This window comes from Alteriqipengyuania halimionae (genome assembly GCF_009827575.1).
Taxonomy (GTDB): domain Bacteria; phylum Pseudomonadota; class Alphaproteobacteria; order Sphingomonadales; family Sphingomonadaceae; genus Alteriqipengyuania_A; species Alteriqipengyuania_A halimionae.
This window is the reverse complement of record NZ_WTYR01000001.1, coordinates 733,659-748,038: the sequence shown is the minus strand read 5'-3', so window position 1 is coordinate 748,038 and position 14,380 is coordinate 733,659. Positions and strand designations below refer to the sequence as shown.

General features: G+C 63.9%; 10 protein-coding genes. 5 read left to right on the top strand and 5 right to left on the bottom strand.

Annotation, left to right across the window (positions count from 1 at the left end; all coding sequences use genetic code 11):
• Window positions 1-1,764 carry a lytic transglycosylase domain-containing protein gene (locus tag GRI68_RS03650; protein WP_160615976.1) on the top strand — a complete coding sequence of 588 codons (1,764 nt, stop codon included), beginning with the start codon at window positions 1-3 and terminating at the stop codon, window positions 1,762-1,764.
• A 60-nt stretch (window positions 1,765-1,824) separates the two neighbouring features.
• Here the strand turns inward: GRI68_RS03650 and greA are convergent, their stop codons facing one another.
• From greA to carA, 4 genes are all read right to left on the bottom strand, one after another.
• Window positions 1,825-2,295: a transcription elongation factor GreA gene (gene greA, locus GRI68_RS03645; protein WP_160615974.1), complete on the bottom strand. Its 471-nt coding sequence runs from the start codon at window positions 2,293-2,295 to the stop codon at window positions 1,825-1,827.
• Between the two features lie 106 nt (window positions 2,296-2,401).
• On the bottom strand, window positions 2,402-5,734 hold the full coding sequence (carB, locus tag GRI68_RS03640) for a carbamoyl-phosphate synthase large subunit (RefSeq protein ID WP_160615972.1): 3,333 nt from the start codon (window positions 5,732-5,734) through the stop codon (window positions 2,402-2,404).
• Window positions 5,734-6,117: a glycosyltransferase family 61 protein gene (locus GRI68_RS03635; protein WP_160615970.1), complete on the bottom strand. Its 384-nt coding sequence runs from the start codon at window positions 6,115-6,117 to the stop codon at window positions 5,734-5,736. Before GRI68_RS03635 ends, carB begins: the two co-directional genes overlap by 1 nt.
• Entirely contained in the window at window positions 6,117-7,283 is a 1,167-nt protein-coding gene (carA, locus tag GRI68_RS03630; RefSeq protein ID WP_160615968.1) for a glutamine-hydrolyzing carbamoyl-phosphate synthase small subunit, read from the bottom strand. Before carA ends, GRI68_RS03635 begins: the two co-directional genes overlap by 1 nt.
• 159 nt (window positions 7,284-7,442) lie before the next feature.
• Between carA and GRI68_RS03625 the strand changes: the two genes are divergently transcribed.
• Genes GRI68_RS03625 through rpoD form a run of 4 tightly spaced genes read left to right on the top strand, consistent with a single transcriptional unit; the run spans window position 7,443 to window position 12,640 of the window.
• The gene (locus GRI68_RS03625; RefSeq protein WP_160615966.1) at window positions 7,443-7,895 is read left to right on the top strand and encodes a GatB/YqeY domain-containing protein; all 453 of its coding nucleotides are present in this window, start codon (window positions 7,443-7,445) and stop codon (window positions 7,893-7,895) included.
• A gap of 56 nt (window positions 7,896-7,951) precedes the next feature.
• Complete coding sequence (locus tag GRI68_RS03620; RefSeq protein ID WP_160615964.1) at window positions 7,952-8,692, top strand: hypothetical protein; 741 nt, start codon at window positions 7,952-7,954, stop codon at window positions 8,690-8,692.
• 47 nt (window positions 8,693-8,739) lie between these two features.
• Window positions 8,740-10,608 carry a DNA primase gene (gene dnaG, locus GRI68_RS03615; RefSeq protein WP_160615962.1) on the top strand — a complete coding sequence of 623 codons (1,869 nt, stop codon included), beginning with the start codon at window positions 8,740-8,742 and terminating at the stop codon, window positions 10,606-10,608.
• A 13-nt stretch (window positions 10,609-10,621) separates the two neighbouring features.
• Window positions 10,622-12,640, top strand: coding sequence for an RNA polymerase sigma factor RpoD (gene rpoD, locus GRI68_RS03610; protein ID WP_160615960.1), 2,019 nt, complete (start codon window positions 10,622-10,624; stop codon window positions 12,638-12,640).
• A gap of 16 nt (window positions 12,641-12,656) precedes the next feature.
• Here the strand turns inward: rpoD and GRI68_RS03605 are convergent, their stop codons facing one another.
• Window positions 12,657-14,363, bottom strand: coding sequence for a M20/M25/M40 family metallo-hydrolase (locus GRI68_RS03605; protein ID WP_160615958.1), 1,707 nt, complete (start codon window positions 14,361-14,363; stop codon window positions 12,657-12,659).
• Window positions 14,364-14,380: the final 17 nt, after the last annotated feature.

The window sequence follows — 14,380 nt, the reverse complement described above, 5'->3', positions numbered from 1 at the left end:
ATGCCAAACGCGAAGCTTCGCACGATCGGTCTGGCCGCGATCGCGGGACTGTGTGCCATACCGCAAGCAGCAGCCGCCAATCCTTCGACCACCGCCTATTACCAATCCTTCTCCGCCGAGCCGAACGTGCCGGCGCTGCTCTCGGACAAGGACAAGGCCTATTACGCACAGGTTTTCGCCGCGATCGCGCGCGAGGATTGGGATGCGGTCGAGCAGCTTCTGGCGCAAGGCGACAATAGCGCGCTGCACAAGCTCGTCATGGCCGAGTATTTTCTCGACGCCAATTCTCCCACGATCCCGCTCGATCGCCTCAACGACTGGCTCGCGCGCAGCGGCGAACTGCCGCAGGCCGAGCAGATCGGACGCCTCGCGATCCGTCGCGGAGCAGACCAGATGCCCGACCTGCCGGCCACGCGACGCCTCTCCTCGACCGGCTACAGCCCAAAACGGATCAAGCCGCGTCCCGCGTCCGACGGATCGATGCCGTCCGATGTCGAGGCACGGATTCGCGATGCGATCACGAATGACGATCCGTCGGGTGCGCATGCGCTGCTGAACGAGATCGACCCGCAGCTGGGGTCGGAAGCGCGCGCCGAATGGCGCCAGCGCGTTGCCTGGAGCTATTACATCGAGAACCGCGACGCCGAAGCCCTGGCGCTGGCGCGGACCGTCGAAGATGGTGGCAGCGGTGCCTGGATCGCCGAAGGCTGGTGGGTTGCGGGACTGGCCTCGTGGCGGCTCGGCGATTGCGCGACGAGCGCCGATGCGTTTCAGCGCAGCTCCTACTGGTCGCAAAACGAGGAACTGACCGCCGCCGCGCTCTACTGGCAGGCACGCAGCGACATTCGCTGTCGCCAGCCCGACAAGGCGCAGGGCCTGTTGCGCGACGCCGCCCGCCGCGACGAGACGCTTTACGGCATGATCGCCGCCGCCGCGCTCGGCACGCAGTTGCCCGATCCGCATCGCGGCCCCGATTTCAGCAGCGACGACTGGAAAGATCTGTCCGGCCTGCAAAACGTCCAGCTGGCGGTGAAACTCGTCGAACTGGGCGAAGATGCGCGCGCCGATGAAGTGCTGCGCTACCAGGCCAAGATCGGCGATCCGCGCGAGCACCGCGCCCTCACCCGCCTCGCGCGTGAACTGGGCCTGCCGCAGACGCAGCTGTGGATGGCTTACAATGCGCCCTCGGGCGGGAATTACGAACCGGCGGCGCGCTATCCCACGGTGCGCTGGCAGCCGGTCGGCGGATGGCGCGTCGATCCCGCGCTCGCCTTTGCCCATGCCCTGCAGGAATCGATTTTCCGCACCTCGGTGGTCAGCCCGGCCAATGCCAAGGGGCTGATGCAGATCACCCCGATCACCGTCCGCCAGCATGCCGGATCGCTGGGGATGAACCCCGGCGCGGTCGATCTCACCGATCCGCGGGTCAATCTCGCCTTCGGCCAGCGCAATCTCGAAATGCTGCGCGATACGCCGGCAACGCGCGACAATCTGCTCAAGATTATGGCGGCCTACAATGCAGGGCTCACCCCGATCACCCGCTGGAACACCGAGATCCGCGACCAGGACGATCCGCTGCTGTACATGGAATCGATCCCTTATTGGGAAACCCGCGGCTATGTCGCGATCGTGCTCAAGAACTACTGGATGTACGAACGCCAGGCCGGCTCCACCTCGGAAAGCCGCATGGCGCTGGCCAATGGGGAGTGGCCCAGCTTCCCCACCGCAAGCGCGGACGACCGGATGGCCTCATCGCGCCGCTAGCACCGCAACGAAAAAGGGCGCCCCGAACGGAGCGCCCTTTCGATTTCGATGTGTGTCGTCTCAGACGAAAGCGATCTTGTCGACGAGGTAGAACTTGTCGCCCGACGGCACCGTCACTTCGACTTCCTCGCCCAGGCTCTTGCCGATCAGCGCGCGGCCGAGCGGCGAGGAATAGGTGATCCGCCCCTGCTTGGCGTCCGCCTCGGCGGGGCCGACGATCTGGTATTTGACCGGCTTGTCCTCATCGTCGAGCAGGGTCACCGTGGCGCCGAACACGATCTTGTCGCCCGACAGCGTCGTCGGGTCGATGATCTGCGCGCGGCTGATCTGGTCTTCCAGCTCGCCGATCTGCGCTTCAACGTGGCCCTGGCGCTCCTTGGCTGCGTGGTATTCGGCATTTTCCGACAGGTCGCCATGCGCACGCGCTTCCTCGATCGCATCGACGATCTTGGGGCGTTCGGCGCGCAGCACCTTCAGGTCCGCAGTCAGCTTTTCATAGCCTTCGGCGAGCATCGGGACTTTTTCGACCATCTTCTATCGTCCTTCCGGGCGCGCCATCCGTGAAAAACCCGCTTGCCCGGCCGATGCATTACACATCGAAACGGCTTTCAAGCGGGGTATGTCGGAAGAGCGCTGTCTATTCTTGGGAGCTATAATAGTCCTGCAAGGCGCGAACTTCAAGTTTTCGCGCACCCAGCGCCTCGATCGCCTCGACCGCGGCCAGCCCCGCCGAGGCGGTGGTGTAGTACGGAACCTTGAGATCGAGCGCCCCGGCGCGGATCGATTGCGAGTCCTTCAGGCTTTGCCAACCCTCGGTGGTGTTGAGGATCAGCACGATCTCGCCATCGACGATCGCATCGACGATATGCGGACGGCCCTCGGCCACCTTGTTGACCCGCGTGACGTCCAGCCCGGCCTCGGTGAGATAGGCATGGGTGCCGCTGGTCGCGACCACATCGAAGCCCAGATCGAGCAGCTTCTTCACTCCCGGCAGGATCACCTGTTTGTCGGTATCCTTGACAGAGACGAAAGCCGTGCCCGATTTCGGCAGCGTGACGCCTGCGCCCATCTGCGACTTGGCGAAGGCCATCGCGAAATCGCGGTCGAGGCCCATGACCTCGCCGGTCGATTTCATTTCGGGCGACAGCACCGGGTCGGTGCCGGGGAAGCGCGCGAAGGGGAACACCGCTTCCTTGACCGCGATGTAATCCATCGCGCGGCGGATCTTGGGCAGATCGGCAAGCTTTTCGCCCGCCATGATCCGCGCGGCGTATTTGGCGATGGGCTGGCCGATCGCCTTCGCCACGAACGGCACGGTGCGGGACGCACGCGGGTTCACCTCGATCAGGTAGACCTCGCCATCCTTCACCGCGAACTGCACGTTCATCAGGCCGACCACGCCCAGCGCCATGGCGAGCGCTTCGGCCTGGCGTTCCATCTCCTCGATGATCTCTGTCGGCAGCGAATGCGGCGGCAGGGTGCAGGCACTGTCGCCCGAATGCACGCCCGCCTCTTCGACATGCTGCATCACGCCCGCAATCACGACCTGTTCGCCATCGCACAGCGCATCGACATCGCATTCGATCGCATCGCGCAGATACTGGTCGACCAGCACCGGACTGTCGCCCGACACATTGACCGCGGTGGCGATGTAATCGTCGAGCTGGGCTTCGCTGTCGACCACTTCCATCGCGCGCCCGCCCAGCACGTAGGACGGGCGCAGCAGGACCGGATAGCCGATCCGCGAGGCCCAGGCGGCGGCCTCGTCGCGATTGCGCGCGATGCCGTTCATCGGCTGCTTCAGTTTCAGCTTGTTGACCAGCTTGGCGAACCGCTCGCGATCTTCGGCAAGGTCGATCGCATCGGGGCTGGTGCCGAGGATCGGGATCCCCGCCGCCTCGAGCGCGGCCGCCAGCTTGAGCGGGGTCTGCCCGCCGAACTGGACGATCACGCCGACCAGCTCGCCCGATTTCTGCTCGGTACGCAGGATTTCGAGCACGTCTTCGGCCGTCAGCGGCTCGAAATAGAGCCGGTCGGAGGTATCGTAATCGGTCGAGACCGTCTCGGGATTGCAATTGACCATGATCGTCTCGAACCCGGCATCGCTCAGCGCGAAGCAGGCGTGGACGCAGCAATAGTCGAATTCGATGCCCTGCCCGATCCGGTTGGGCCCGCCGCCCAGGATCACGATCTTGCGCCGGTCGGAAACCTGCGCCTCGTTTTCCGGCTCGCCGAAGCTGGGCGCCTCGTAGGTCGAATACATATAGGGCGTGATCGCCTCGAACTCGGCGGCGCAGCTGTCGATCCGCTTGAACACCGGCGAAACGCCGAATTTCTCGCGCAGCTTGCGCACTTCCTCTTCGGACGTCGCCCCCGCCATCGCGCGCAACGTGTCGTGGAGCAGGCCGGAGGAACGCGCCTGCGTTTCCCCCATGCCGCCCGCCACGCCGACCGAGCGCACCGCGAGCGTCGCAAGCCGCCGGTCGGAGAAGCCCATCGCCTTGATCCGGCGCAATTCCTCGGCGCTGCGCGGCAGGCCGTCATTGGCGATCATCCGCTCTTCGTAGATGATCTCCTCGATCTGGCGCAGGAACCACGGATCGTATCCGGTAACGTCCTGGATATCCTCGACGCTCAGCCCTTCGCGGAAGGCCTGCGCCACTTTCAGCAGCCGGTCGGGCGTGCGCTGCGACAGCTCGGCCACGATCCGCTCGCGCGCGATCCCTTCAAGCGCGACGACGCGGTTGAACCCGTCGAGCCCGGTTTCGAGGCCGCGCAGCGCCTTCTGCATCGATTCCTTGAAATTGCGCCCGATCGCCATGACTTCGCCGACCGATTTCATCGCAGTCGAGAGGTGATTGTTGGCGCCTTTGAACTTCTCGAACGCGAAGCGCGGAATCTTGGTGACGACATAGTCGATCGTCGGTTCGAAGCTCGCGGGCGTCGCGCCGGTGATCTCGTTGGTCAGCTCGTCGAGCGTGTAGCCCACCGCCAGCTTGGCCGCGACGCGCGCGATCGGGAAGCCAGTCGCTTTCGACGCGAGCGCCGAACTGCGCGAAACGCGCGGGTTCATCTCGATCACGATCAGGCGGCCGTCCTTCGGATTGACCGCGAACTGCACGTTCGATCCGCCCGTCTCCACCCCGATCTCGCGCAGCACCTCGATCGAGGCGGTGCGCATGATCTGGTATTCCTTGTCGGTCAGCGTCAGCGCGGGCGCGACAGTGATCGAATCGCCGGTGTGCACGCCCATCGGATCGACATTCTCGATCGAGCAGATAATGATGCAATTGTCCGCCCGGTCGCGGACCACCTCCATCTCGTATTCCTTCCACCCGAGCAGCGATTCCTCGATCAGCACTTCGGTGGTGGGCGAGGCATCGAGGCCCGAACGTACGATCCGTTCGAATTCGGCCTTGTTGTACGCGATCCCGCCGCCGGTGCCGCCGAGCGTGAAGCTGGGACGGATGATCGCGGGCAGGCCAGTGCGTTCGAGCACGGCAAAGGCTTCGTCCACCGAATTGGCGACGCCCGAGCGCGCGGATTCGAGCCCGATCTTGTCCATCGCCTCGCGGAAGCGCTGGCGGTTCTCGGCCTTGTCGATCGCATCGGCATCGGCGCCGATCATCTGCACGCCGAGCCGCTCGAGCGTGCCGTCGTTGAACAGTGCCAGCGCGCAATTGAGCGCGGTCTGCCCGCCCATCGTCGGCAGCACCGCATCGGGGCGCTCCTTCTCGATGATCTTGGCGACGACTTCGGGCGTGATCGGCTCGATATAGGTCGCATCGGCGAATTCGGGATCGGTCATGATCGTCGCCGGGTTCGAATTGACGAGGACGACGCGATAGCCCTCCTCCTTCAGCGCTTTGATCGCCTGCGTGCCCGAATAATCGAACTCGCACGCCTGCCCGATGATGATGGGCCCCGCGCCGATTACGAGGATGGAGGAAATGTCAGTACGTTTGGGCATTAGGGCGCCTTTTTATCTCGGAGGATTATTCCGGGTTGCTCATACGATCTGACGCAGTCGATTTGCTCGTCGGAAAGCGAAGTATCCTCAAGATAGAGCGTCATCACCCCATCGGTGCCGTCGGAAAGCCAAGTTTCGCCGAGCGCGCATTTCTGTACAATTTCGTCCAAAACCTTACGCGCCTCAGGAATGTAGATATCGTTGGTTTCCGGGGGCCCGGTAATACTTACGCCATCCCAAATCTCGATCTCCCACCGCGCTTCCATTGCGTTTATCAACTGATCCTCGTTCGCCACTTCACGAACGATCGATTTCTGACGGTTCGGCTCGCCGCCGCAGCCGAGAAGCGCGAAAGCAAGTGAGAGCAGGATAAGCAGCCGCATCACCCCAACATCCCCACGAATTTCTCGAACAGGTAGAAACTGTCCTGCGGGCCGGGGCTCGCTTCGGGGTGGTACTGGACGCCGAAGGCGTTCTTGCCGCTGATCGAGATGCCGCAGTTCGAGCCGTCGAACAGCGAGACATGGGTTTCGCGTACATTGTCGGGCAGCGTGTCGTTATCGACCGCGAAGCCGTGGTTCATGCTGGTGATCTCGACCACGCCATCCTCGAGGCGCTTGACCGGGTGGTTCGCGCCGCGGTGGCCCTGGTGCATCTTGGTGGTGCTCGCGCCCGCCGCGATGGCGAGCATCTGGTGGCCGAGGCAGATGCCGAAAATCGGCATGTCCTTGTCGAGCAGTTTGCGGATCACGGGGACGGCATATTCGCCTGTCGCTGCCGGATCGCCGGGTCCGTTGGAGAGAAACACGCCGTCGGGCGCTTCCGCCATCACCTGCTCCACCGTGGCGGTGGCAGGCAGCACCGTCACCCGCGCCCCGGCGCGCACGAGATTGCGGAAGATGTTGTCCTTCGATCCATAATCGATAGCGACCACGTGGGGCTTCGCATCGTGCGGCGCGCGGCCATAGCCCTTGCCTAGGGTCCAGTGTCCGCCTTCCCAGTTCTCGCTCTTCTCGCGGCTCACACGCTTGGCGAGGTCCATGCCTTCGAGGCCCGGCCATTCGGCGGCGCGCCTGGTCAGCGCTTCGATATCGAACTGGCCATTGGGCGAATGGGCGATCACCGCATTGGGCGCGCCCGACAGGCGGATGCGGCGCGTGAGCGCGCGGGTATCGACCCCGGCGAGGCCGATCTTGCCGTGGCGCTTCATCCAGCCGGTGAAATCTTCGGCGCTGCGGAAATTGCTCGGCGCGGTGATATCCTCGCGCACGACGCAGCCTAGCGCGGCCTCGACCTTGCTTTCGACATCCTCGTCGTTCGCGCCGACATTGCCGATATGCGGAAAGGTGAAGGTGACGATCTGCTTGGCGTAGGAGGGATCGGTCATCACCTCCTGGTAGCCGGTCATCGCGGTGTTGAAGCACACCTCGCCCACGGCCTCGCCAAGGGCGCCGAATCCCTTGCCCCAGATGCAGGTGCCATCCGCCAAAACGAGAACGCCGGTGGCCCCTGCTGGTGGGCGCGCGTGGCGAAAGGCGGATAGGGCCATATCGGGCTCTCCGGTACAAGTGGGTTACAGCAATGTCGCTAAGTCGCCACCGCTAGGGATGCGGCAGATTCGGGTCAAGCTGTCAAAATGCGTTTCAACGCCTATATCGCCTCCATCCGGCGATCTGCCGTTACATTTCCACAGAACAAGAGAGACCCGATGATCCGCGAGAACCTGAAAGCCGCCCAGATCGAAGCGATGAAGAACAAGGACAAGGCGCGCCTTGGTGCGATCCGCATGATCCTGGCCAAGGTGAAGGACCGCGACATCGAACTGCGCACCGCGAGCGAGCAGCCCGATGACGACGTGCTCGTCACCGAAGTCCTGATGAAGATGGCGAAGCAGCGCCGCGAATCGATCCAGATGTTCAACGATGGCGGGCGCGAGGAAAAGGCGGCCGAGGAACAGGCCGAACTCGACGTGATCGAGGATTTCCTGCCCAAGCAGATGGACGAAGGCGAGATGAACGCCGCGATCGCGCAGGTGAAAGCCGATGTCGGTGCCGAAAGCATCAAGGACATGGGCAAGGTCATGGCCGAGCTGAAAGCGCGCCATGCCGGGCAGATGGATTTCGGCAAGGCCAGCGGGCTGGTGAAAGCGAGTTTTGGTTAACCGGAACCGGCTACAGACGTCGTGCGTCATCCGTTCGACATCTGGGGAGTAATCGCATGATCCGCATCGCATTTCCGCTGGCCGCCGTGGCTGCGCTGGCATTGTCCGCCTGTTCGGACGGGCCCGATACGGTCGAAGGGTCCGACGAGACCGATCTCGACAATGTCGACACCGTCTCCGAAGCCGAGGCCGAGAAAGAGGCGCTTCCGGCGGACGATTTCGCCGACCTGGAGCTCGGGGCCAAGATCGACGGGCCGCAGGGCACCGAGGTGAAAACCACCCTCTCCAACCAGGCGGGCAATTTCGCCGACATCACCTCCTATGTCTCGTGCCCCGACGGACTGGACCCGTGCGACCCGCGCGAGGCACCCGAAGGCACCGTCTTCACCTATGTCCACGTCGTCTATCCGGGCGAGGACATGGACCCGACCACCGGCGCGGGCGAAGGCGTGAGCTCGTCGGACGTCGAGCGCGCGACCATGTTCCGCATGACCCGCCCTGCCCGCGGCTTCACCGGCAAAGCCGGATTCTCCAAAGGCGAAGTCGAAGCCGCGATCGGGACCAAGGCCGATGTGGTGATCACCTGCAATGACGGCGCGCTCGTCTGGACCGTGTCGGCCGGTGATGGCGGCGACCAGTGGCAGGCGCGCGAGCCGATTACCTTCTGGTGGCAGTCCACCCTCCCCCCGGTCGGCCCGGCCGATGCCTACGAGATCGAAGTCGACGGCACGCTCGCCAGCGGCAACGGCCCCTATCCCGGCAAGTCCGACAGCGCCGCGCAGGGCTGCGCCGGGTAACAGGCCCGGCTCGACTCGGTTCACAGAATGGCTAAGTGGGTGGGACCATGCTCTCACCCCAATGGCTCGATCAACTGCGCAACGCGATCACGCTGTCCTCCCTCATCGGGCGGACGGTGAAGCTGCAGCGCGCGGGGCATGAGTACAAGGCCTGCTGCCCGTTCCACGACGAGAAGACGCCGAGCTTCTACGTCAACGACCAGAAGGGTTTCTACCACTGCTTCGGTTGCGAAGCGCATGGCGACGCGATCCGCTGGCTGACCGACCAGCAGGGCCTGCCGTTCATGGACGCGGTGAAGGAACTCGCCGCGATGGCCGGGATGGATGTTCCGGCGCCCGATCCGCGCGCGGCCAAGCGGCAGGAGGAAGCCAAGGGCCTGCGCGACCTGATGGAAGCTGCGCAAACCTGGTTCAGCGACAATCTGTCCGGCCCGCAAGGCGCCGAAGCGCGCGCCTATCTGGAGCGGCGCGGGATCGCGGAGAAGACGATCCGGGCCTTCGGCTTCGGCTATGCGCCCGAAGACCGCACCGCGCTGGGCAAGGCGCTGACCGATTATCCCAAGGACATGCTGGTCGAAGGCGGCCTCAGGATCGAGGTCGAGGGCAAGGAGCCCTACGACCGGTTCCGCGGGCGGCTGATGCTGCCGATCCGCGATCCGCGCGGGCGGGTGATCGCGTTCGGCGGGCGCATCCTCAAGGATATCGAGGGCGCGCCCAAATACCTCAATTCGCCCGACACGCCGCTGTTCGACAAGGGCCGCAATCTCTACAATTTCGACCGCTCGGGGCCGCTCGCACGCAAATCGGGCCGGATGCTGGTGGTCGAAGGCTACATGGATGCGATCGCCTGCGCGGCGGCGGGGATCGAGGAAGTGGTCGCCCCGCTCGGCACCGCGCTGACCGAAGCCCAGCTCGGCCTGCTGTGGCGGGTGGTGGATGTGCCAGTCCTGTGTTTCGATGGCGACGGCGCGGGCCAGCGCGCCGCGATGCGCGCCGTTTCGCGCGCCCTCCCTTTGCTTGCGCCGGGCAAGTCGCTGGCGATCGCGGTGCTCCCCACGGGCAAGGACCCGGACGACCTGCTGAAGGAACGCGGGCGCGAGGCGATGCTGAGGGTGATCGAGGATGCCCGGCCGCTCACCGATGTGTTGTGGGGCCATGAGAGCCAGGCACAGCCCCTGCGCACACCCGAAGACAAGGCAGGCCTCAAGGCGCGGGTGATGGAGCATGTCGACGCAATCGGCGATCCCGATATCCGCGCGCTCTACAAGCGCGAGCTGATGGATCGCTTTTCCACCTTCGCCTTTCCCAAGCGCGAATTCGGCGGGCGTCGCCAGTGGTCGGACAGGCCGGCACCGGCCTCGCGCCCCTCCTCCTCGAACGCCTCGCGCCTCTCCGCCGCGTCTGCCGGAGGGCTGCGTGAAAAGCTCGCCACGGCGGTGCTTGTCGGCCTCGAACGCTATCCCGGCGAAATCCCCCGCCATGCCGATGCGATCGCAGGTCTGGACTTCTCCACCGAAGAACAACGTGCTGCGGCAACCAAGATTCTCGAGCGGGCAGCGCTTGACACGCCGGACGAAAAGCCCACATGGGATTCACCGGACAATTTGCCGCCCGCGCAACAACGAAAAGCGGGGCTGCCCCTGTCCTTTCTGGCCGCCAATGCCGACCCCGAAGATGCGGTTCGCGATCTGGCTGAGGCCGTTGCTCTGCTGGTCGAAAGACCGGCGCTCGACGTCGCCCTCGCCGATGCCGCCGCCCGGTTCGAAACCGACCCCGAGGGAGCGTTTGCCGACCAGCAGCGTTTACTGAATAGAAAACTGGAATTCGAAGAGCGTTTGCGGCAGTTATCCTCCGCTCGCGCAATGGAGCCCGACAAACGGGGCACCGACAAGGCCGATTCTGGCGACGAAATTTGATTGCAAGGCGATTATGGCGACCAAAAGCAAGGACAAGAGCGCGGGTGACGACGCGCCCCTGATCGATCTCAACGAAGCTTCCATCAAGAAGCTCATCGCGAAGGCCAAGAAGAAGAGTTACATCACCTACGATGAGCTCAACGAGGCTCTCCCGCAGGACCAGATGACCTCCGAGCAGATCGAGGACGTGATGTCCGCGCTGTCGGAAATGGGCGTCAATATCGTCGAGAGCGACGAGGATGCCGAAGCCGAGAAAGAGCACCAGCAGGAGCAGGTCGCGGAAATCTCGGGCAACGAGGACGACAAGACCAAGCAGAACGTCCCGGCGCCGAAGAAGAAGGCGACCAATGAGCGTACCGACGATCCGGTGCGGATGTACCTGCGCGAAATGGGCGCGGTCGAGCTGCTCAGCCGCGAAGGCGAAATCGCCATCGCCAAGCGCATCGAAGCGGGTCGCGACATGATGATCCTCGGGCTTTGCGAAAGCCCGATCACCTTCCACGCCATCATCATGTGGAGCCAAGCGCTCAACGATGAGGAAATGCAGCTGCGCGAGATACTCGATCTCGATGCGATGCTTTCCAAGGAGCCGCCCGCCGACAAACTGAACGACGACGCCGAAGACGATGACGACGACGGCGAAATCACCGAGGATTCGGCCGGTCCGACCATCGTCGACGACGATGAGGAAGACGACGACGAAGACGGTGACGACGAGGACGGCGACGGCGAGTCCAAGAAGAAGGAAGAGGAAGAGGAGGACAACACCCTCTCCCTCGCCCAGATGGAGGCCGCGCTGAAGCCCGAAGCGCTCGAGCGTTTCGGCCGCATCACCGACCTGTTCAAGAAATTCGAGAAGATCCAGGCCGAGCGTGTCGACACGCTGGCTCGCGGCGACGATTTCTCCGCCGCCAAGGAAAAGAAATACGAAGATCTGCGCGAACAGCTGACCGCCGAGGTTGAGGCCGTTCAGTTCCACGCGACCAAGATCGAATTCCTGGTCGACAATCTCTACGCTTTCAACCGCCGCCTGATGGCGCTGGGCGGCCAGATCCTGCGTCTGGCCGAACGCCACAAGATCAAGCGGATCGACTTCATCAACGCCTATGAAGGCAACGAGCTCGACGAAGCCTGGCTCGCCGAGATGTCGAAGAAGGACAAGAAATGGGCCGCCTTCGCCGAGAAGGAAGAGTCCAATGTCGAGCGCATCCGCTCCGAGATCGCCGATATCGCGGCGAACACCGGCATGGCGCTCCCCGAATTCCGCCGCATCGTCAACATGGTGCAGAAGGGCGAGCGCGAGGCGCGCATCGCCAAGAAGGAAATGGTCGAGGCGAACCTTCGCTTGGTGATTTCCATCGCCAAGAAATACACCAATCGCGGCCTGCAATTCCTGGACCTCATCCAGGAAGGGAACATCGGCCTGATGAAGGCGGTCGACAAGTTCGAGTATCGCCGCGGCTACAAGTTCAGCACCTATGCGACGTGGTGGATCCGGCAGGCGATCACCCGCTCGATCGCCGACCAGGCGCGCACGATCCGTATCCCGGTCCACATGATCGAGACGATCAACAAGCTGGTACGCACCAGCCGCCAGTTCCTGCACGAGGAAGGCCGCGAGCCGACCCCGGAAGAAATGGCCGCGCGCCTGTCGATGCCACTCGAAAAGGTTCGCAAGGTGATGAAGATCGCCAAGGAACCGATCTCTCTCGAAACGCCGATCGGCGACGAGGAAGATTCGCATCTGGGCGATTTCATCGAGGACAAGAACGCGATCATCCCGGTGGATGCCGCGATCCAGGCAAACCTCAAGGAAACCGTCACCCGCGTGCTCGCCAGCCTGACGCCGCGCGAAGAACGCGTGCTGCGCATGCGCTTCGGCATCGGGATGAACACCGATCACACGCTGGAAGAAGTCGGCCAGCAATTCTCGGTGACCCGCGAACGTATCCGCCAGATCGAGGCCAAGGCGCTGCGCAAGCTCAAGCACCCGAGCCGCAGCCGCAAGATGCGCTCGTTCCTGGATCAGTAAGCGAGAGCTTTTAGATTCAGCCCGGCTTGAGCGGAGAGTAGGTCGCCACCGTTTCGGCGACCGGATCGAACCTTACCCACAGCGACATACCGATCGCCCCGACCAGCAGGATCGGGGCGATCGTGCGTTTGCTTGGCAGTCCGGGCCACAGCGGCATCCAGCCCAGGATGCCGAGCGCGGCCGGCAGCGCGACGACATACGGCATGAACGGCCCGACGCCCTGCATCATGAAAAAGCCGAGATAGAGCATGTAGCCGGTCACCAGCGCGACAAAGATTGCGGCGACAGCCATGTGCGCCTGCCTGCCGAAACATCCGCGTATTCCCTCGCCAAGGCTCGCGAGCATCACCGGGATTACAATGACGTAAGCCGCAGTCGGCGCATAGGCCTGCGCGCCCACGCCCAGTGCCAGCAAGACGAGCGTTGCACCGATCCGTGTCGACGCACCGAGCTGACTGCGACCGAGCACGAGTGCCGCCATGGCGCTCAGCCCCAAGGCTGCCATCGCGGTCAGTTTCGGAATTGCCGCCAAGCGATCGTAGTAGCCTGCGCCTTCCCCCGCTCCCGAAAGAATGTTGAGCCCGAGCAATAGCAACCCGCCGAAAACCAGAAATCCGATCATGCGCGCAACACCGCTCAAAAGGCTTCCCGATTCCTGATGGCGGCGAATGAAGCCCGTGGCCAAACCTGCCGCCGCGATTAACAGCATGAGCCATCCGATCCATGGCGCGAAGACGACGACGAACATGCCGAACAGATCGAAGAAAACAGCATCGCCATCGGCCTTCGGCAACGTGTCCGCATTCGCCAGGGCAAGTGCGAGAGCGTGGGTATGATCGAGCATCTGCCGCAGCGAACCGCGATCGAGATTTTCGGGCGTGGCGAGCGGCGAGTGATAGAAACCCGACCGGCCGATGAAGGCGATGTTGTAAGCCGTGTAGCCGCCGCGTTCGAGAGCGGGGGTCAGATCCGTATCGTTGGGCAGTACCGAATAAATATAGGCCGATAGCGAGGACGTCGCGGGACGCGGCACTGCGCCCGCATATACGCGCGCGGCCGCCGCATTGTCGGGCGAGGTCTGAAACATGCTGGCAATGCCGCCGCCGCCGCGGGCTTCGAGGTTGACGATCGCGCCGACGCGATCGGCCAGCGGGTCGGCGGCATAGAATGCCCTTGCGCCTTGCAGCCCGAGTTCCTCGGCATCGGTCAGCACCACCACGATATCGCGCTCGGTCTGCCCGCGCGCAGCGATGGCGCGCACGGTTTCCAGGATCGCGGCGACCCCGGTGGCATCGTCGGCTGCGCCGGGCGACCCCCAGACGCTGTCGTAATGCGCTATCAGCGCCACGGCCGGAAGCGACGGATCGCGCCCCGGCAACACGCCGATCACATTGGTGAAGGTGGCGGGTTCCGTCGATACGCTACCCTGCCAATAGTCGAGCTTGCTTTGGGCTTGTTCGTCGAGCTTGCCTTCGACCGTCTTGACGTCCAGCCCCATCCCCTCGAGCTGATCGACCAGATAGGCGCGGACCGTGGCATTGGCGGCGCTGCCGGTGACGTGCGGCTCGCTGGCGATCCGTTCGACATGGACGAAGGCCTCGCTCGCCGACGGCCCTTGCGGATCGATCGGGGCCTTGTCGGGCCGCGGGGGCGTCGTCGCGAGGATCGCGAACCCCACCGCCACGGCGATCGCCGTCAGCAGCCACCATCCCTTATTCGCCATTAACCATCCCTCCCCTG

What these genes read in the sequence shown, in the direction of transcription:
- dnaG (WP_160615962.1), top strand. Translation starts at nt 8,740, where the DNA reads ATGCTCTCACCCCAATGGCTCGATCAACTGCGCAACGCGATCACGCTG.
- greA (WP_160615974.1), bottom strand. Translation starts at nt 2,295, where the DNA reads ATGGTCGAAAAAGTCCCGATGCTCGCCGAAGGCTATGAAAAGCTGACT.
- GRI68_RS03635 (WP_160615970.1), bottom strand. Translation starts at nt 6,117, where the DNA reads ATGCGGCTGCTTATCCTGCTCTCACTTGCTTTCGCGCTTCTCGGCTGC.
- rpoD (WP_160615960.1), top strand. Translation starts at nt 10,622, where the DNA reads ATGGCGACCAAAAGCAAGGACAAGAGCGCGGGTGACGACGCGCCCCTG.
- carA (WP_160615968.1), bottom strand. Translation starts at nt 7,283, where the DNA reads ATGGCCCTATCCGCCTTTCGCCACGCGCGCCCACCAGCAGGGGCCACC.
- carB (WP_160615972.1), bottom strand. Translation starts at nt 5,734, where the DNA reads ATGCCCAAACGTACTGACATTTCCTCCATCCTCGTAATCGGCGCGGGG.
- GRI68_RS03620 (WP_160615964.1), top strand. Translation starts at nt 7,952, where the DNA reads ATGATCCGCATCGCATTTCCGCTGGCCGCCGTGGCTGCGCTGGCATTG.
- GRI68_RS03605 (WP_160615958.1), bottom strand. Translation starts at nt 14,363, where the DNA reads ATGGCGAATAAGGGATGGTGGCTGCTGACGGCGATCGCCGTGGCGGTG.
- GRI68_RS03650 (WP_160615976.1), top strand. Translation starts at nt 1, where the DNA reads ATGCCAAACGCGAAGCTTCGCACGATCGGTCTGGCCGCGATCGCGGGA.
- GRI68_RS03625 (WP_160615966.1), top strand. Translation starts at nt 7,443, where the DNA reads ATGATCCGCGAGAACCTGAAAGCCGCCCAGATCGAAGCGATGAAGAAC.